The organism is Mucilaginibacter sp. BGA-UO-ETr-C110 (assembly GCF_059567985.1).
Window position 1 is genome coordinate 143186 of sequence record NZ_JCAQPB010000001.1, and the last position, 18286, is coordinate 161471.

The 18286-nt window shown below is 40.5% G+C and carries 19 protein-coding genes; 8 read left to right on the forward strand and 11 right to left on the reverse strand.

What is annotated here, in order from left to right:
* Positions 1-26: 26 nt before the first annotated feature.
* The 3 genes from AC57BQ_RS00680 to AC57BQ_RS00690 all read right to left on the reverse strand — a co-directional run bounded on the left by AC57BQ_RS00680 (position 27) and on the right by AC57BQ_RS00690 (position 2472).
* A complete protein-coding gene (locus tag AC57BQ_RS00680) occupies positions 27-203 on the reverse strand; it encodes a hypothetical protein (protein WP_496404449.1) in 177 nt (58 codons plus the stop codon).
* A gap of 151 nt (positions 204-354) precedes the next feature.
* Entirely contained in the window at positions 355-1257 is a 903-nt protein-coding gene (locus tag AC57BQ_RS00685) for a nucleotidyltransferase family protein (protein ID WP_496404450.1), read from the reverse strand.
* Positions 1258-1356: 99 nt separating this feature from the next.
* Positions 1357-2472, reverse strand: coding sequence for a M42 family metallopeptidase (locus tag AC57BQ_RS00690; RefSeq protein WP_496404451.1), 1116 nt, complete (start codon positions 2470-2472; stop codon positions 1357-1359).
* 280 nt (positions 2473-2752) lie between these two features.
* Between AC57BQ_RS00690 and AC57BQ_RS00695 the strand changes: the two genes are divergently transcribed.
* Entirely contained in the window at positions 2753-3619 is an 867-nt protein-coding gene (locus AC57BQ_RS00695; RefSeq protein WP_496404452.1) for a DUF6340 family protein, read from the forward strand.
* On the opposite strand, the gene AC57BQ_RS00700 is transcribed toward AC57BQ_RS00695, so the two are convergent.
* The 3 genes from AC57BQ_RS00700 to AC57BQ_RS00710 all read right to left on the reverse strand — a co-directional run bounded on the left by AC57BQ_RS00700 (position 3609) and on the right by AC57BQ_RS00710 (position 5199).
* Positions 3609-4022 (reverse strand): GNAT family N-acetyltransferase, encoded by a 414-nt coding sequence (locus tag AC57BQ_RS00700; protein ID WP_496404453.1) that lies wholly within the window; start codon positions 4020-4022, stop codon positions 3609-3611. The two genes, AC57BQ_RS00695 and AC57BQ_RS00700, sit on opposite strands and share 11 nt — an antisense overlap.
* 66 nt (positions 4023-4088) lie before the next feature.
* Positions 4089-4646: a hypothetical protein gene (locus AC57BQ_RS00705; protein WP_496404454.1), complete on the reverse strand. Its 558-nt coding sequence runs from the start codon at positions 4644-4646 to the stop codon at positions 4089-4091.
* On the reverse strand, positions 4636-5199 hold the full coding sequence (locus tag AC57BQ_RS00710) for a hypothetical protein (protein WP_496404455.1): 564 nt from the start codon (positions 5197-5199) through the stop codon (positions 4636-4638). The genes AC57BQ_RS00705 and AC57BQ_RS00710 overlap by 11 nt, the downstream gene beginning before the upstream one ends.
* A 127-nt stretch (positions 5200-5326) precedes the next feature.
* Here AC57BQ_RS00710 and pruA point away from each other — a divergent pair, with 127 nt between their 5' ends.
* The gene (pruA, locus tag AC57BQ_RS00715) at positions 5327-6964 is read left to right on the forward strand and encodes an L-glutamate gamma-semialdehyde dehydrogenase (RefSeq protein WP_496404456.1); all 1638 of its coding nucleotides are present in this window, start codon (positions 5327-5329) and stop codon (positions 6962-6964) included.
* Positions 6965-7090: 126 nt separating this feature from the next.
* On the opposite strand, the gene can is transcribed toward pruA, so the two are convergent.
* The 5 genes from can to AC57BQ_RS00740 all read right to left on the reverse strand — a co-directional run bounded on the left by can (position 7091) and on the right by AC57BQ_RS00740 (position 11772).
* Complete coding sequence (can, locus tag AC57BQ_RS00720) at positions 7091-7753, reverse strand: carbonate dehydratase (protein ID WP_496404457.1); 663 nt, start codon at positions 7751-7753, stop codon at positions 7091-7093.
* Between the two features lie 25 nt (positions 7754-7778).
* Complete coding sequence (locus tag AC57BQ_RS00725; RefSeq protein WP_496404458.1) at positions 7779-8525, reverse strand: YoaK family protein; 747 nt, start codon at positions 8523-8525, stop codon at positions 7779-7781.
* Positions 8526-9019: 494 nt separating this feature from the next.
* Positions 9020-9742 carry a carbonic anhydrase gene (locus AC57BQ_RS00730; protein WP_496404459.1) on the reverse strand — a complete coding sequence of 241 codons (723 nt, stop codon included), beginning with the start codon at positions 9740-9742 and terminating at the stop codon, positions 9020-9022.
* A gap of 8 nt (positions 9743-9750) precedes the next feature.
* Entirely contained in the window at positions 9751-11358 is a 1608-nt protein-coding gene (locus tag AC57BQ_RS00735; protein WP_496404460.1) for a SulP family inorganic anion transporter, read from the reverse strand.
* 81 nt (positions 11359-11439) lie between these two features.
* Positions 11440-11772: a hypothetical protein gene (locus tag AC57BQ_RS00740; RefSeq protein WP_496404461.1), complete on the reverse strand. Its 333-nt coding sequence runs from the start codon at positions 11770-11772 to the stop codon at positions 11440-11442.
* Positions 11773-12023: 251 nt separating this feature from the next.
* Here AC57BQ_RS00740 and AC57BQ_RS00745 point away from each other — a divergent pair, with 251 nt between their 5' ends.
* The 6 genes from AC57BQ_RS00745 to AC57BQ_RS00770 all read left to right on the forward strand — a co-directional run bounded on the left by AC57BQ_RS00745 (position 12024) and on the right by AC57BQ_RS00770 (position 18243).
* Positions 12024-13565, forward strand: coding sequence for an acyl-CoA carboxylase subunit beta (locus AC57BQ_RS00745; RefSeq protein WP_090462859.1), 1542 nt, complete (start codon positions 12024-12026; stop codon positions 13563-13565).
* A gap of 62 nt (positions 13566-13627) precedes the next feature.
* Positions 13628-14365 carry a hypothetical protein gene (locus tag AC57BQ_RS00750; RefSeq protein WP_496404462.1) on the forward strand — a complete coding sequence of 246 codons (738 nt, stop codon included), beginning with the start codon at positions 13628-13630 and terminating at the stop codon, positions 14363-14365.
* A 39-nt stretch (positions 14366-14404) separates the two neighbouring features.
* A complete protein-coding gene (locus AC57BQ_RS00755) occupies positions 14405-15550 on the forward strand; it encodes a redoxin domain-containing protein (RefSeq protein WP_496404463.1) in 1146 nt (381 codons plus the stop codon).
* Between the two features lie 22 nt (positions 15551-15572).
* On the forward strand, positions 15573-15920 hold the full coding sequence (locus AC57BQ_RS00760; protein WP_496404464.1) for an MmcQ/YjbR family DNA-binding protein: 348 nt from the start codon (positions 15573-15575) through the stop codon (positions 15918-15920).
* A 122-nt stretch (positions 15921-16042) separates the two neighbouring features.
* A complete protein-coding gene (locus AC57BQ_RS00765; RefSeq protein WP_496404465.1) occupies positions 16043-16453 on the forward strand; it encodes a VOC family protein in 411 nt (136 codons plus the stop codon).
* A 245-nt stretch (positions 16454-16698) separates the two neighbouring features.
* Positions 16699-18243 (forward strand): MAC/perforin domain-containing protein, encoded by a 1545-nt coding sequence (locus AC57BQ_RS00770; protein ID WP_496404466.1) that lies wholly within the window; start codon positions 16699-16701, stop codon positions 18241-18243.
* The last annotated feature ends 43 nt before the right edge of the window (positions 18244-18286 follow it).

The window sequence follows — 18286 nt, forward strand, 5'->3', positions numbered from 1 at the left end:
AGGCTTGCCGCAAAACAAAAGCATAATTATCTGAGATTATTAATGGCGTTTTTTGCTGTATCTTGTTTTGTCTTCGTAAAGTTAAAAAGGGTTGTAAAGCTGTTAGCTTCAACCAATTCCGCCATTCCGCCAGAAATTTTTCTTTGTTCATCTTTAGTCAGTTCTGTTAACTGTAATTTTTCATTAATTGTTTTGTTTTTCATTTTATTAAGTTTTAAAAGTTAAAAAATGGTTATCCTTCTCGAAAGCACAAAATCAAAATAACAAATTAAACGATAAGTATTGAAAAAACTTTTAATACAAAACAAAAAATCCCGCACAATGGCGGGATTTTTAATATTGGAAAGGATTAAATTAATCCCAAAGTTTTGACGGATAGGTGCCGTTGTTTACCAGTTCTGATATGCTTTTTTGAACAATGGGTTTATCCTCTTTGTAAGTTACACCAAACCATTTTGAGCCGGTTGGGATAACCTTGAATGAAGCAGTACCCGCTTTGATCAGCTCATCGGCTACCAAAGGAATAAAGAACTCTGATTTTGGGTTATTTTCATTCGCCGCCACAAATTCTTTAAACATGTTTTCGCTTTGCGCAAATACAGCAGGCGTAAAGCCCCAAAAATTCATAGATACACGGGTATCGTTTGATAAAGGGTGCTCGCCGGTAGCATCTTTGTAAGCTACGCTGCCGTCTTCTTTAAAGTAAACTTCGGTGCGTTCGTTGATCTCCACCATGTTGCCTTCGTCGTTAACTTTACAAACACCGCGCGATACGGAACCATAGTCAGATAAGGTCCTGTCAATCTGGTAACCGATCAGCGAGTAGGTATCGTCCGCTACTTCGGAGGTTAAAAATTTGGCCATTTTCTCAAAGGAGTCATAACCATAAAAGTCATCGGCGTTGATCACGCAAAAAGGCTCATTAACCTGGTTGCGGGCGGCAAGTACCGCATGGGCAGTACCCCATGGTTTGGCGCGTTCAATCGTTTTATCAATACCAAAAGGTGTTAGATCAAAACTTTGAAAGACATAATCAGTTTCGATACGGCCTTTAAGCTTAGGTTCAAAAATAGCTTTAAAATTATCGGCGAATTCTTCGCGGATAATAAAACTAACCTTGCCAAAACCCGCTTTGATAGCATCGTAAATGGAATAGTCAATAATAGTTTCTCCGTTGGGGCCAAAGCCATCAACTTGTTTCATACTGCCATAACGGCTGGCCATTCCTGCGGCCAAAATAAGGAGTGTTGGTTTCATAGATATACGTTGGGGTATTTTGAAATAACTATATGCCCTTGCATAAATTTTTATAGTGAAATCAATCTATTACTTAAATTGTTTTAAAAAAATGAGTAATTATTTGATATATCTGAAATCCTGACCGGCTTTGATATTCAATAACGATTCATAAATAAGACGTATCACATTGTCTACGTCTTCTTTGTGGATCATCTCAACCGTAGTATGCATATACCGCAGTGGTAAAGAGATCAGTGCCGATGGTACGCCATCGTTTGAATAAGCAAAGGCGTCGGTATCGGTACCAGTTGAGCGTGATGATGCCTGGCGCTGAAAAGGGATATTTGCTTTTTGAGCCGTTTCGATAAGCAATTTGTTCAGGTTGTTTTGAACCGCAGGCGCGTATGATACCACCGGACCTTTACCACAAGCCAGATCGCCCTGGGTTATTTTGTTGATCATGGGTGTTTGTGTATCATGCGTAACGTCGGTTACAATAGCTACGTTAGGTTTTATTTTGTGGGCTATCATTTCGGCGCCACGCAAGCCTATTTCTTCTTGTACCGCGTTTACGATATACAAACCGAACGGAAGTTTTACTTTATTCTCTTTCAGTAAACGGGCAACCTCGGCTATCATAAAGCCACCTGCACGGTTATCCAGCGCGCGGCCAACATAGTAACGATCATTCAGGATCATGAATTCATCCTCATAGGTAATTACGCAACCTACATGGATGCCCAGTTTCTCCACCTCTTCTTTCGAAGTACAACCGCAATCCAGGAAAATGTTTTTTAAGGTTGGCGCTTCTTCCTTGTCACCACCCAAACGGGTATGAATTGCAGGCCAGCCGAAAACCGCTTTAACCACACCTTTATCGGTATGTATATTCACTCTTTTTGAAGGAGCTATCTGGTGGTCTGAACCGCCGTTACGGATCACATATATTAAGCCGTCATTGGTAATGTAATTTACAAACCATGATATCTCATCGGCATGGGCTTCAATAACTACTTTGTAGTCGGCCTTTGGATTGATAACACCTACTGCGGTACCGTAATTATCTACATAATGGGTATCGATATACGGTTTCAGATAGTCGAGCCATAATTCCTGACCTTTCCATTCAAAACCGGTAGGGGAAGGATTGTTTATATATTTTTCAAAAAATGAAAGAGAAGTTTCGTTTACGATGGGAGTATGCGTTGAGGCATCAGATTTTTTTTTAGCCATATTTTTTTAGCAAACTATTTTTTAGTAATAAGCAAATATAACAAAGTTGATGTTAAAGCCCTAAAATAACCTGTCATATTGGAAATAAAAACACGTTTTTATTATTAATTTAATACTAATGTTACAGCATTAGCGTTTTTTTTTGAAATATGTAAAATTTACGGCACTTGATTAATTAGTTGTGATTAACTGTAGATTTTACATTAATGCCACATTAATATTCATTTCAAATTCATTGTAGTTTCTTAATTTTACATCCATCTATAATTTACCTCACACCGTGAAACTGTTTAAGCTAATCTGCATATTATTTATAGTTGGGCTAACCTCATGTAATGTGGTGCAATACGCCACCGTACCTGTTGATTATGCCCCCAAACTGGTATTTAAAACTGATACCGCCCGCATCCTGGTGGTTAACCGGGTTACTTTTGATTCAACCCGTATGAATAAGCGCAAGATCATGGCCCTTAAAGCCGCGGCCTACAGCGCCATAACCGGGGCCGAAAAAGAACTGAAATTGCTGCCTGGTGTTAAAATTTCCAGCCTTGTTGATTCCGTATCATTTAGTGCCAATAAAGATTCCGTAAAGCATCTGGCAGCTAAATACAAAGCCAACTACGTTTTAACGCTTGATAGTTTTAACGCAGGCCTCGTGCTTGACAATGTACAGTATGATGGCAACGCCCAAATAGCTTATTATAGCACCAAAGCCAGTGTAGCTTTTACTTTACATGAAAGTAATGGCATCTTCTTTAAAAAGCTCAAGGGCTTAGCTACAGAACCGCAGGATGGCAGGTTTGGCTATTCTATTGATGGCGCAGCCCGCAATGCAGCGCTTGATGCACTGAAAGATTATTTACCCTATACCATCACCAATTACAGGCCTCTTTATAATCAAAGCGACCAACTGGCATTATCCGTGCGACAAATACTGGCCGGCCGATTTGATATCGCTTTTAAAATACTCAACCCGATCATCGATGGCCCCGACCCAAAACAGGCCAGCAGAGCGGCTTATAATTTAGCTGTAGTTTATGAGGCACAAGGTGATATTGATGAGGCCCTTGAGCTGGCTAAGCTATCCAATCAGAAACAGCAAAATGATTATGCTACAACACTTATCGCGGCGCTGATTAAAGAGTAAGATCTTTTTCGAGTATTTCGTAGTCAAAACCATGCCGGGTAAACAGCTGCCCGGTATGTTCAAAACCCGCCTTAATGTAAAACCCGATGGCCGTTACACGCGCATTGCACCATAACCTTTTGGCACCATTTGTTTTAGCGAACTGGGTAATATGTTCCAGCATCTGCCTGCCAATGCCCATATTTTGCAAACTATCGTCAACCGCGAACTTGCGGAACTGGTAATCATCGCCTTTGGCAAACAGGGACACTACAGATACAATGGCATTATCCTTAAAAGCGGCAAAATGTAAACCGTTATTATCCTCTTCCATCTCCATCTCATACAGCTTTTGTTCGGGATATAAAATTCTTTGTCGTAGGCGCCAGGTTAACTCAGGGCGTATTTGTTCTATGTGGATCACTGGTTGGTATTATGGGTAATACTTTGGAGTAAATGGATAAAAGAATAATGTATTAACAAACAGAGGTTAGGATGATCTCCTAAAGTTCGATATTTTTCTCATATTTTCAATATGAGTTTTTATTAAGCTTGGCAGATCTTTTTTGGATGCCCCCTTTTTTTTATAATTCTTTTTCAATGTATCATATAGGAACTCTTCCCATTTTTCATCAAAACCTATCTCTGGAACCTCGATAATAATTCTATCAATTCCTGGAGTTGAGACTTTATCTTCCTTATCACCACTTTGAAACATAAATCCTCTAGTTTGAATTATACCATCGACTAAAGAATATTGAGTAGCTAAGTCAAATTCAATACCAAAAGCAACAGCCATCGGTTTTAGAAACTCTATATTAAGAATTAATTTATTATTATTGAAAATGGATAATGGTTTAGACCAGATTGTTTTCGCATCTCCCGGAGGGGTTGTATTATGAACGGCCAATAATTCTTTAATCGAGGGCTCATCAGAAGCATCAATTATCAGAGCTGGAAAAAACCTCCCCTCGCCGAGGTCTTGAGAAGAAAACATTCCTTCTGCCACGATTTTAAAAACTTTATATGTGACTTTTTTATATTTCATCGTGCAGGTCTTTCATTAAAAATATTTCAGTTTTTTGTTCAACTTCATTGATATCCGTTAACCTTATTGTATACTTTGCTATTCTATAATCAATGAATGTGCTAGTTGGTTGCTCAAAAATCAACCATTTAGATTCAATGTGTTTCTCTTCAACTCGAATGTCATTTTCAAATATTAATAATTTTTTATTAGGTACTAATTCAATCAGCTTTGGATCATGATCTACCAGCACCTTTGAAATAGAATTGTCTTTTCTTTTAAACTCGATTTCCAAAACTGCTTTAAATGAATTTTTATTTTCGGATTTATTATTTATTTTAATATTGAACAATAATAATTTTCTTGCTCCTTTATCATTCACAATAAAGCGAAAATTATTAATTAAATAAATTGTAAAGTCCGACTGTTTATTTGAGAAGTCTTTTTTTGATAGTTTTAATAATTCAGATGTTAATCGAGTATATCTGAAAGTATAAAAAGCAGATATGCCCGCTGCTAAAGTAGCAACTAAAGAAATGTAATCCGAACGTGTAAAATCATCGAAATTTATCATATATATAATTTCTTTAAACTTACGTTTATACTTTTATTTTTAAAGTGCTCACTAACATTTTGACATTGCCACAATTCACCCATCACTTCAAAATTCTTATCTTTGCGGCAACATAAATAACCCATCTATGCTTAAAGGATTTTTTAATGTTCCACCACCGCAAAACGAGCCTGTTTTAAATTATGGCCCGCGCAGTTTGGAACGTGTAGCGCTTAAAGCCGCCTTAGAGGAGGCCCGTGCTCAACAACTGGATATACCTATGTACATCGGCGACAAAGAAGTACGTACGGGCACTAAGCTCGAGATCCGTCCGCCGCATGATCATAAACACTTACTGGCCACTTTTTCTGAAGGTGATGCCAGTCACGTTACCGCTGCTATTAACGCTGCCCTGGCCGCCAAAGCCAACTGGGAAAACTTAGCCTGGGAGCAGCGCGCCGCTATATTTTTAAAAGCCGCCGAACTGTTAGCAGGTCCTTACCGTGCTGAAATTAACGCGGCTACGATGCTTGGTCAGTCTAAAAACGCATACCAGGCCGAGATCGACGCTGCTTGTGAGCTGATCGATTTTCTGCGTTTTAACGTAGAATATATGACCGAGATCTATAAACAACAACCCCCGGTATCAGGCAAAGGTGTTTGGAACCGTGTGGAGCAACGCCCGCTGGAAGGTTTTGTGTTTGCCTTAACACCATTCAACTTTACGGCTATTGCTGGCAACCTGCCTGCATCTGCTGCTATGATGGGTAATGTGGTGGTATGGAAACCGGCCTATACTCAGATATACGCTGCCAACGTGATCATGAAGGTGTTTAAAGAAGCAGGCGTACCTGCCGGTGTTATTAACCTTATTTATGTTGATGGCCCGGTTGCAGGCGAGGTGATATTTAACCATCCTGATTTTGCCGGTATCCACTTTACCGGATCAACCAAAGTGTTCCAGAACATCTGGCAAACCATTGGTACCAACATTCATAAATACAAAACCTACCCGCGCATTGTGGGCGAAACCGGTGGTAAAGACTTTGTGTTGGCCCACCCAAGCGCCAATGCCGATGTGGTAAGTACAGCTTTGGTTCGTGGCGCGTTTGAGTACCAGGGACAAAAATGTTCTGCTGCTTCCCGCGCTTATATCCCGGCCTCATTATGGCCTGCTGTAAAAGCCAATATGCAGCGTGATATCACTTCGTTTAAAATAGGTCCGGTTGAGGATTTTGAAAATTTCATCAACGCTGTGATCACCGAAGTATCGTTTGATAAGCTGGCTAAATATATTGATGCGGCTAAAGCTGATAAAGGTGTTGAAGTAGTTGCCGGTGGTAACTATGATAAAACCAAAGGCTGGTTTATAGAGCCTACCGTATTAAAAGTAGATGATCCGTACTACGTAACCATGTGCGAGGAGCTATTTGGCCCCGTATTGACCATTTACGTGTACGAGGACGCCAAATTTGATGAGGTGCTTAACATTGTAGACAAAACATCTATCTACGCGCTAACAGGCTCTATTATATCGCAGGATAGATATGCTATTGAAAAAGCTACCTATCATTTGCGCAACGCTGCAGGTAATTTTTACATCAATGATAAGCCTACAGGAGCCGTTGTTGGTCAGCAGCCATTTGGCGGTGCCAGAGGTTCAGGTACTAACGATAAGGCTGGTTCTATGATCAACCTGCTGCGCTGGGTATCACCACGTACCATTAAAGAAACTTTTGATCCACCAAAGGATTACAGATATCCGTTTTTGGCAAAGGAGCTGTAAGCTCCAGAGTCAAGAAGTTAGAGTCAAGAATCAAGACAGGAGGATTCAAAATATGAAGGGCAGCATGTACAACATGCTGCCCTTTTAACTTGGTCTTGATTCTTGACTCTTATCTCTTGATTCTTCCTATTTAAACCTAAACACGTTCTCCATGTTCTCGTTGTTGTAGGTGCTCACGTTCATGTCGCCAATTTTACCGGTGCTCAGGCTGTAAACCCAGCCATGCACACCCAGTTCCTGACCGTTTTTCCAGGCACTTTGAACAATGGTTGTTTTACAAAGATTATATACGTTTTCGATCACATTAAACTCCACCAGGCGGTCACCGCGTTTTTGCTCATCGGTGATGGCGTTAAGCTCATCAGCATGCAGGCGGTAAACATCTTTAATATGGCGTAGCCAGTTATCGATAAGTCCGTATTCTTTATTGCTCATGGCAGCCAAAACACCACCGCAACCATAGTGGCCGGTTACAATAACATGTCTTACTTTTAAAACGTTCACCGCATAATCCAGTACGCTCAGCATGTTCATATCTGAGTGGATAACCATGTTGGCGATATTACGGTGTACAAATATTTCACCAGGAGCGGTATTGGTGATCTGATTGGCCGGAACGCGGCTATCGGCACAGCCGATCCATAATACAGGTGGATTTTGGCCATTGGCCAGTTTGGTAAAAAAGTCGGGGTCGGCGTCTAACGCGTTCGCAATAAACTGCTTATTACCTTCCAGCAAGCTTTCGTAAGTGATATGGCTGGTGTCGTGAATGTTTGTCTTAGCGCACATAGATGTAAATGATAAATTTAATATTTTAAACCGGTTTGCTTTTGCCTGCCTGAAATATCCGGCTGATTTTATGCAAAGCTACCGGCGAAAGATCGTAATATAAAATGGTAAGCAAAATTAGTGGAATGAAATAAAATATGGCAAAATCATACAAATTAAAAAAGAAGCCGCCCATGATGCCGCCGAAAAAATAAAAGCCCAGTACAGTGAGTCGCACATAGATCTTGTTCCGGGTGGTTTCGGTTTTGGCGGTGTTGGGATGCAGCCATTCGGATACATCGCCGCCCAGATCGGTAAACAAGCCTGTTAAATGGGTTGATTTGATGAGCCCGCCGGATATGGTGGATACCAGGCTGTTTTGTAAACCCATACAAAAAATGATCACCCCAATCACTACTTCACGTTCGGTTTGGGTTTCCCTGTAAAAATTATGACCGTAAATGGCTACGAACAACAGTAGTATGATCTCGATAACGATAGGGATGGAGTGTGCCCGGTAGCGGCTTTTATGTTCCAGCGAGTGTACAATAAAGTTGGATATAAAGGCGCCTGCAAAAAACATCAGCAACCAAACAACAAATACCACGATCTCGCTCCAGTTTTGCTCCACAATATGTTTGGCCAGGTTAGCCACATGGCCGGTGATATTGGAGGTGAAAGCTAAAAAGGCGATCATACCTGCTACATTGGTTACACCCGATACAAAAGCGGTTGACGATGCCAGCAATAAATTCTGTTTTAAAGTACGTGTTTCTTTTGATTGCCTCAGCATAAAATTTCCCTGCTTGTTGCTTCAGGATAAAAATAGGATAAAATTAATGAGGATGTGTATGAAGTTTGAAATTTGATGAGGAGGAAAATAATAGTAAGATCGAAGTCATCCCGAATTTATTTCGGGATCCCACATGTAAGTAAAGATAGGTTTAAGCATAATCCTTAACCAGGTGACCATTTTGTTACAAAAGTGGGGTTACATAGTTTACACAATTCATGGTTAATATTGATTTATTTAATTGATAATCAATTTGTTAAATTTATTACCTTTATTTAATGTAAGCCCAAATGTAAACCCATTAAATGATTTGGATATTGGAAATTCAAAATTCATTATTCGATATTATTTCCCTTAGTTAAGTTCAGCATGACTACTTTTTTATTAAAAAAAGAACCCCGGCCATTTCCATGAACCGGGGCAAACCAAACATAAACCTCTCCCTTAGCAGGTAGCGGGGAGAATTCTTGAAGGCTTAAGGGCAGCAGCCTTAATTAATGTTGAGCTACAGCGTTAACGCTGTCTAACTCATACACATAACCCAGGTTATGCGGACTGCTGCTAGATACTTTAAGATCCTTAATGAGGCCTGTGCCCAGGTCAATCACCCAGCCATGAACTTCCAGGTCGTGGCGTTCCATCCAGGCATTTTGAACAATGGAGGTTTTGCACAGATTGTACACCTGTTCGCTCACATTAAGTTCCACCAGGCGGTTTTGCTTCTGTACATCATCTGTAATACGGTCAAGCTCATGACTATGCAGACGGTAAACATCCTTAATATGTCTCAACCAGTTATCGATCAAACCAAATTGCTTATTGCTCAGGGCTGCTGCTACACCGCCGCAACCATAATGACCGGCTACAATAACGTGTTTTACTTTCAGCACGTTTACGGCATAGTCCAATACGCTCAGCATATTCATGTCTGAGTGTACCACCACATTGGCAATATTGCGGTGTACAAATACTTCGCCGGGCTTGGTGCCGGTTACTTCGTTGGCGGGCACGCGGCTGTCTGAGCAACCGATCCACAGTACCTGCGGACTTTGACCTTTGGCCAGCTTTTTAAAGTAGTCTGAATCCTCTTTCAGTTTCAGCTCAACCCATTGGCTGTTGCCGTGTAATAAAGCGTTATAGCTATCGGTTTGGGCCAGTTTTAAAGTTGTAGTATCGATGGTAGGTTTACCATTTTTTTTATCTTCTATGAGAGCCATGTTGTTTCTTAGTTATTGGGGTTATACAATAATTCTTTTAAAGGAGGTACGTCGTACTTATCCTTTATATCCTGTAATTGCACAATGATGCCTTTAGTGTAAGCATTGTGCTTGTAGTTGTGGATGATCTCGATCACATCCGGGTCTATATACCTGGAGTTGGAGCCATCGATGATCACATCTGAACCTTTGGGCAAACTGGTTAAAGTAACCTGTATAGCGGCTTTGTTTAAAAAGGAAACCTCTTCGGCAAGGTGTATCCTGATCACTTTTTTATCGCCGTTCTTTATTATCTGGTAAAAATAAGGGTTGCGTAAATTGGTGCGCAGTATATAAAACACACCTACTAGCATACCTATGCCAACGCCTATCAGCAGGTCGGTTAATACCACGGCTACGATAGTTATTACAAAGGGGATGAACTGGTTCAGCCCCATATGCCACATGTGTTTAAACAGACTGATGCGGGTTAGTTTATATCCCGTCATGAGCAGTATGGCTGCCAGGCACGACAGCGGGATAAGGTTGATGAATGTAGGAACAAGCAGCAACGCTATCATTAATAAAATGCCATGCACCACGGCACTGGTTTTTGTACGGGCACCGGCATTTACATTGGCTGATGAACGGACAATTACAGCCGTCATAGGCAGTCCGCCTAATAAACCACTGGTAATGTTACCAATTCCCTGTGCCACCAGCTCACGGTTGGTGGGTGATATACGCTTTATTGGGTCAATTTTATCAACAGCTTCCAAACTGAGTAATGTTTCTAAACTGGCTACTACGGCTATGGTGAAGGCGGTTATCCAAACTTCTTTATTGCCAATAGCACTAAAATTCGGCGATTTAAACAGGCCTAAAAACTCGCTGGTGCTGTTTACGATCGGTATACGCACAAATTGTTTATCGAGTAATGCGAAATCGCTGCCTTTAAAAGCAAAGCTTAAACCAATACCAGCCAAAACAACCAATAGAGGCGCCGGTACAATAGCCAGTTTTTTAAACCGTGGCCAGTATATCATAAATAACAGAGAAACAGCGGCAATAATAACAGCACCGTAATTGATCTTGGCTACCGCGCCCAGTATACCCGAAAAAGTATTATGGGTATCCGACTGGCTAAACCGTTCGTCGCCTTCATAATCGGCATCGTAACCAACGGCATGCGGAAATTGCTTCATGATCAGGATAATACCGATAGCGGCAAGCATGCCCTCAATAACCGATGAAGGGAAATAGTTGGCTATAGTACCTGCTTTTAATACACCCAGCAACATCTGAAAAACACCTGCCAGTACAAGAGCAAGCAAAAATGTTTCGTATGACCCAAGTCCGGTTATAGCGTTTAGCACTATAACGGTTAAACCCGCTGCCGGACCGGCTACGCTAAGCTGCGAACCGCTTAATGTACCAACCACGATACCTCCAATAATGCCTGTTAATACACCGGCAAACAGGGGGGCACCTGATGCCAGTGCAATGCCTAAACATAAAGGCAGTGCTACCAGAAATACAACGATACTTGAAGGAAGGTCTTTTTTTAAGTTTTTGGGCAAAAAATATTTTTTTAGGTTGAGACTGCCCATAGCAGAACCACCTTGCTCAGTTTGCATAAGATATTAATAATTTTGAATGAGAATTTAAATGAATTGTAAAGCGTTAGGATCCGGATAGGGAAGTATCCGGTTAATCATTTAAACGTTGGGTGGGGGCGTGGGGACAACAGGGTGATATGCCTGTTTATACAAATGATCTTCTTGGTTATGGAGTATATTGTTTTCCGCAACAAATGTAATATAAGCTACACTGTGCAGATAGTACTCATCAAAAACCTTTTTCTCCTTAAAAGTATCCTTATCCGGATTTTCCTTTTCGGTTTTGGATTCCTGTTCAAGCTGCAGTATCACCGCTCTTACAGTTTTATTATCAAGATACAAAAACGCAGGAGCAAGCGATATGGCCATCTTTATCATAAAGACACCCATAAACATTACTACTATCAGCGTTTTGAAATTCCTGATCTTCATTATTACAAATATACAAAATTACAGCTGTTAAAACGTGGGGAATATGGTTTTAGTCTAATCTTACAATTTAATTACTATTTTTAACCTATTGGATCGTGAATCAAGATATTAGAATCAAGAGTCAGGACAATAATAAATATGGCTTCTATGTAGATAAGATTGCTTATCTGAAATGTTGGTATTTGAGTAGCTATTGTTTTTGTCTTAATTCTTGACTCTCACTTCTTGATTCTTTTTAATCAACCTGAATTGTGAATAAAAAGCTCGGATTATTAAGGGATAAACGCCAAAAAGCGTTTGAAGGCGGCGGCGCGTTACGTATTGAAAGTCAGCATAAAAAAGGGAAACTAACAGCGCGGGAACGCCTGCATTTTTTAATGGACGAAGGCTCATTCCAGGAGATCGGGATGCTGGTGGCACATCGCTCTACCGACTTTGGGATGGAGAAAGAAAAGTATCCCGGCGATGGCGTAGTGACCGGATATGGTACGATAAACGGGCGATTGGTTTATGTTTTTTCGCAGGATTTTACCGTTTTCGGTGGATCACTATCCGAAACCCACGCCGAAAAGATCTGTAAGATCATGGATCTGGCCGTCAAAAACGGGGCGCCGGTTGTAGGGCTTAATGATTCGGGTGGTGCACGTATACAGGAAGGTGTAGTATCTCTTGGAGGCTATGCCGATATTTTTTATCGCAATACGCTGGCGTCTGGTGTAATCCCGCAAATATCGGCCATTATGGGTCCCTGCGCAGGTGGCGCGGTGTACTCACCGGCCATAACCGATTTTATTTTGATGGTTGAGAATACCTCTTATATGTTTGTGACCGGGCCAAACGTGGTAAAAACGGTTACCCACGAGGTAGTAACCTCCGAAGAACTGGGCGGCGCTACTACCCATGCTACCAAATCGGGTGTTACCCATTTTGCCTGTGCCAATGAAATAGCCGCTATTCAAAATATCAAAGCTTTGCTAAGTTATATGCCGCAGAACTGTGAAGACAAGGCCCCTGCGTTACCTTACGAAACACAGAACGAGCTACGGCCGGAACTAAATACCCTGCTCCCCGAAAATAATTCGACACCTTATGATATCAGGGAGATCATTGATCATGTTATAGACGAAGGCTCATTCCTGGAGGTACATAAGGACTTTGCCGAAAATATTGTAGTTGGCTTTGCCCGGCTTGCCGGCAGAAGCATAGGTATTGTGGCCAATCAGCCGGCTTTTTTGGCCGGGGTGCTGGATATTCATTCTTCTATTAAAGCGGCGCGCTTCGTTCGTTTTTGTGATAGCTTTAATATACCGTTGCTGGTGTTTGAGGATGTTCCCGGGTTTTTACCAGGTACGGATCAGGAATGGAACGCTATTATTACTAATGGCGCCAAATTACTGTATGCTTTTTGCGAGGCTACTGTGCCACGTATTACCGTGATCACCCGTAAAGCCTATGGTGGTGCTTACGATGTGATGAACTCCAAACACATAGGTGCCGATATGAATTTTGCATGGCCGTCGGCAGAGATTGCCGTAATGGGGGCCAAGGGTGCCGCCGAAATTATTTTTAAGCGGGAGATCAGTACTGCCGAAGATAAGGAGGTCAAATGGCGGGAGATGGAACAACTGTACTCAGATACCTTTGCCAATCCATACCGTGCCGCTGAGCGTGGTTTTATTGACGAGGTGATAGAGCCTGCCGAAACCCGCTTTAAGCTGATACAGGCCTTTAAAATGCTTGAAAATAAAGTGGTGAATAATCCCCGGAAAAAACATGGTAATATGCCTTTGTAAGCTCAAAGCTGAAGGCTTAAAGCGGAAAGCGTTTTATATGGATGTTTAAAATGGTTTAATATATGGGTGCTTTTAGAGGGCCAGACAATGTTTATTGGTTATTTAGCTCTTCGGCTCAGGCCATTGCAGCTTTCATTGGGTTTTTGGCCGCTGGTTTCTTCTTTGCTTATGACTTGATGGATAAACAAGTTGAAAAAGACGAAACGCTTGAAGTAATTTATGTTGATATAAAAAACCAATACTTTAAAAGATTAAAAGCCTTATTTATTCTTACAGGCCTTTCCATCATATTAAGCTTGATTGTGGTTTTTATAAATGGCTATGATTTTGGCATGTACAATATCATCATAGCAGTAATTGTGGGGGTGGTAAATGTAATAACGGTTATATGGGCAATTACTTTTGTTATTTTTATTATTGATCCAGATAAGGTTAAAAAGACTGTCGAAAAATTGATCAAAGAAGACGAAAGTGTTTTTGAACCCACGCAGGGAGTTTCTTTAACCCGGGCAAATTTTTTGGAAAGTTTTATCGAGTTGGAGAAGCTATTAAGAGATTTAGCGAAGAAGTATAAGTTAGAGTCTTTTGGTCGTTTCCGGGACTTTATGCCACTTGGGCAAATTATTCGGTCTTTATACGAAAGAGGGGCCATCAACATGGAATCATTACGCGAGCTTAGTGAGATGAACAAAATCCGTAATCTGGTAGCTCATGGTGAAATAAATAATATCGAGCAACGGATCGGGGATACCTTAAATAAAATACGGGATGAGATTAAAGCGAAAATACACGCCAATTAATCCCACCAATATCAAGTTTGTTTTTTTATAAAGAATAGTATGAAAAAGCTTTGTTTACTTATGGGATGTCTGTTACCTATGTCATTAATGGCGCAAGGGACTTTTAATATGAATGGTAACGTAAAAGCTTTAAAAGCAGGGGATAGGATCTATCTGTTTTACCAGATCGACAGTCAAATAAAGTCGGATTCCACAGGTGTAAAGGATGGTAATTTCTATTTTACGGGAGAAGTGCCTCACGCTGTACAAGCTACTCTATGCCTTAATAAAAATATTTTAGTGAATAAGGCAGGCAAAGGCGAGAATTTGGATGTGTTTCATTTTTATATAGAGGCTGGCAAATTAAACCTGAATGCAGCCGATTCACTCAAGCATATAACCATTGCCGGGTCACAAATAAACGATGATGCTACCGAACTGAGGGCCTTGCGTAAACCCGCTGATGATAGACTAACAGCATTAGACAAAGAATATGCGATGTTAACCGATTCGCAGAAACGTGATAAGCAGATCTTTGCTAGCATGTTAGCCCGGGAAAAGCAATATATGCAGGAGTTAAATGTAGCTGGTTTGGAATTCGCTAAAACACATCCCAAATCATATCTGAGCCTGATCTCTTTAAAACAGGCGGCTGCAGGGGCCGAAACGGCCGCAGCTGCTACACAGGCTTATTACAATCTTTCGCCGCAATTAAAAAATACAGAAATAGGGAAGAGTATTGTGGTGTTGTTAGCCTCGTCTGCAAAAACGAAAATTGGCGAACCCGCACCTGAATTTACACAGACCACTCCGGAAGGTAAAGCCGTAAAACTATCTGATTTTAAAGGTAAATATGTGCTGATAGATTTTTGGGCAAGCTGGTGCGGCCCCTGTCGTGAGGAAAATCCCAATGTGGTTACTGCTTACAATAAGTATAAAGACAAAGGCTTTACTGTTCTAGGTGTATCGCTCGATAACCCAGGCAAAAAGGAAGCCTGGATGAAGGCAATAGCAGATGATAAGTTGACATGGACACAAGTTTCTGATCTGAAAGGCTGGGACAATATCGTCGCACTGCAATATGGAGTTCGTAGTGTTCCGGCAAATTTCTTGATTGATCCTGCCGGAAAAATCATCGCCAAAGACCTCAGAAACGAAGCCCTGAATAGTAAACTGGCTGAATTATTCAATGAGACTGCGAAGTAAAAGCTAAGAAATTAATTATCGAATGACCATAGAAACCATACAAAATATTTGTCTGCAACTGCCGGGGGCGACTGAGGATCTGAAACTTGGGGATCATTTATGTTTTAACGTAGGAGGAAAAACATTTGTATTCACCGGCCCGGATAGTGTTCCTCCAACGGCATCGGTAAAAGTTCCGGATGAGAATTTTGAAGAAACATTGCAAAAAGAGTGCTTTTCGCCACAGGCTTACATCGGGCGGTACAAATGGGTGCATATTGCCGATATCAGTTGTCTCAGTGTGCAGGAGTGGGAATTTTATATCAAACAATCATACCGGCTTATTGCCGAAAAACTACCTGCCAAAATAAAAAAGGAAATGGGCCTTTAACATTTTTCCGCTTTGTCATGATTTACCCTTAATTTGTCGTTTTTACACCTCATTGGGTTGCGTTAATGCCCGTATGTTTGTTTCAGACATTTAAACAAATAAACATCTAATCATAAAACATCATGGCAACTCAAATTTTTGTAAATCTACCTGTTAAAGACCTTAACAAATCAATCGAGTTTTTTACCAGCTTAGGCTATAGCTTTAATCCGCAGTTCACCAATGAACAAGGTGCATCATTAGTTATTAGCGATAATATATTTTTTATGCTGCTAACCGAGCCTTTCTTTAAATCATTTATTAAAAAAGATATCGCTGATGCTACCAGGGTAGCCGAAACCATCAATTGTATTTCGGTAGATAGCCGCGAAGCGGTTGATGAAATGGTGCGCAAGGCAGTGGCGGCGGGTGCCACAGTACCCAACGAAAAGCAGGATTACGGTTGGATGTACGGTCACGGTTTCCAGGATCTTGATGGCCACTTGTGGGAATTTGCCTATATGGATATGAGCAGTATTCCAGAGCAAATGTAAGATGATAAAAAAGTACGAAAAGCCATTCTTTAAAGGATGGCTTTTTTTATATCCTGTAAAAAAATATATTATTTATAGTTTTTATTTTATACTTCTAATAATCAGGTATTTGTAATATTTATTAATGAATTTAATTATTAATTGTATCTTTTTTTAAGATATGTTGAAATTCTATGGAATATTTAATAACTTATTAATAGTATATTTCGAGAATAAATCTTATTTAAAAATATTATTAGTAAATTATGTTAAAAAATCTAAACCTTAAAGTTTTAGCTACAGGGACCGTTATTGTATTAACGTCCATTGTTTCGAGTTGTAAAAAAGATATTGCCCGCGCACCCGGCACAGGCAATCCACCTTCAAAACTAAACACACAATCTGCCGGGGATAATAAGTATGACCTGCTGGGTTTTGGTTACGATGTGACCGGCGAATACGCCAGTTCAAATTCATCTACCTACAAAGTGATCGACATTGATAAGTTGGTACTGGATGCACCGGACAGGTACGTAACAGATGTAAATGTTAGTCAATACGCGGAGTATAACGCTGGCGGAAACGCTGAAGATTATTCAAGTGCTTTATCTCAAAATTATAGTGCGACTATTGGACTAAAGGTTTTTGGTGCAACCCTTTCGGGATCATTTAAGGAAACCAGCGCTATATCATCAAAATACTCTTATGCAAGTGCTTCACAGATAATCAGGCAGAAACGGTTAAAGTTTAGCGCCCCTCTTGATCTGATCAAGTCCGGTTATCTAACCGCCTTGTTTAAATCAGACGTTAATAGCCTTACAGCACAACAGTTAGTGGCCAAATATGGTACGCACGTACTAACTGATATAGTTTTAGGAGCCAAACTGAATGTTTTTTATAGGTCTGAAACCAGCAGTTCAAATAAAACTCAGGCGGTAACAGCAGGTATGAAAGCCAATGGTTTATTTAAAATATTTAGTCTTTCTGCTGATATTAATTATACAACCTCTGATGTCAACTCAAATTATAATCAAAATTTATACTACAGTACAGTAGGTGGCGATGGTTCAAAAGGATTATTTGGGGAAATTAGCCTGGATAACACGGCGCCTAAAATAAATATAGGTAACTGGCAAAGTAGCTGTACCCGTGATAATGCCGCGTTTATTCAGATAGGTAGCAAAGATGGGTTAATTGCGCTTTATGACCTGATAGATGATGCTACTAAAAAACAAGCTGTTCAGGCTTATATAACACAATATTTGATTGATCACCAGGTAAAAGTAGTACAAGAGCCGGTACATGGCAGCGGATTGCCTGCAGACTGGGTTTCCAGGGCTAAATTCATATCATCAGGTATGCCAGCCGATGCTATACATACAGGTGCTATTCCCATCTTGTCATCAAATGGAACCAATACATTATACTCGCAAAATCATGCCTACAAATTTGTTTTACAGGGTGATGGCAACCTGGTTTTATATAATTCGGCAGGCACGGGTTTATGGAATAGTAAAACTAACACTACGGCTACCGGGTGGACATATAGATTATATTATGCAGCTGATGGAAATATAATACTGAAGAAAGTTTCAAGTACTGGTGCCGAAGCGGATATCTGGGCTTCATATACCGAAGCCCGTGCCGGAACCGCTGGGTTAGAAAACGCACGTCGTGCTTATTTAGTGGTACAAAATGACGGAAACGTAGCATTATACTACAATGGATTAGATGGTGGTCAGTACTCACTGGAATATTCAACCGCCACAGATGGAGGTAGAATGAGCCCAAGACAAGGAAGCTTTAAATAATAAAAAAATATTCTTTTTAAATTTTATATAGCAACAAAGGCTG

Bases quoted from the DNA above. Each gene is read 5' to 3' on its own strand.
- AC57BQ_RS00770 (WP_496404466.1), top strand. From the start codon at position 16,699: ATGTTAAAAAATCTAAACCTTAAAGTTTTAGCTACAGGGACCGTTATT.
- AC57BQ_RS00750 (WP_496404462.1), top strand. From the start codon at position 13,628: ATGGGTGCTTTTAGAGGGCCAGACAATGTTTATTGGTTATTTAGCTCT.
- AC57BQ_RS00685 (WP_496404450.1), bottom strand. From the start codon at position 1,257: ATGAAACCAACACTCCTTATTTTGGCCGCAGGAATGGCCAGCCGTTAT.
- AC57BQ_RS00680 (WP_496404449.1), bottom strand. From the start codon at position 203: ATGAAAAACAAAACAATTAATGAAAAATTACAGTTAACAGAACTGACT.
- AC57BQ_RS00740 (WP_496404461.1), bottom strand. From the start codon at position 11,772: ATGAAGATCAGGAATTTCAAAACGCTGATAGTAGTAATGTTTATGGGT.
- AC57BQ_RS00710 (WP_496404455.1), bottom strand. From the start codon at position 5,199: ATGATAAATTTCGATGATTTTACACGTTCGGATTACATTTCTTTAGTT.
- AC57BQ_RS00705 (WP_496404454.1), bottom strand. From the start codon at position 4,646: ATGAAATATAAAAAAGTCACATATAAAGTTTTTAAAATCGTGGCAGAA.
- AC57BQ_RS00760 (WP_496404464.1), top strand. From the start codon at position 15,573: ATGACCATAGAAACCATACAAAATATTTGTCTGCAACTGCCGGGGGCG.
- AC57BQ_RS00755 (WP_496404463.1), top strand. From the start codon at position 14,405: ATGAAAAAGCTTTGTTTACTTATGGGATGTCTGTTACCTATGTCATTA.
- can (WP_496404457.1), bottom strand. From the start codon at position 7,753: ATGTGCGCTAAGACAAACATTCACGACACCAGCCATATCACTTACGAA.
- AC57BQ_RS00735 (WP_496404460.1), bottom strand. From the start codon at position 11,358: ATGCAAACTGAGCAAGGTGGTTCTGCTATGGGCAGTCTCAACCTAAAA.
- AC57BQ_RS00725 (WP_496404458.1), bottom strand. From the start codon at position 8,525: ATGCTGAGGCAATCAAAAGAAACACGTACTTTAAAACAGAATTTATTG.
- AC57BQ_RS00690 (WP_496404451.1), bottom strand. From the start codon at position 2,472: ATGGCTAAAAAAAAATCTGATGCCTCAACGCATACTCCCATCGTAAAC.
- AC57BQ_RS00765 (WP_496404465.1), top strand. From the start codon at position 16,043: ATGGCAACTCAAATTTTTGTAAATCTACCTGTTAAAGACCTTAACAAA.
- AC57BQ_RS00730 (WP_496404459.1), bottom strand. From the start codon at position 9,742: ATGGCTCTCATAGAAGATAAAAAAAATGGTAAACCTACCATCGATACT.
- pruA (WP_496404456.1), top strand. From the start codon at position 5,327: ATGCTTAAAGGATTTTTTAATGTTCCACCACCGCAAAACGAGCCTGTT.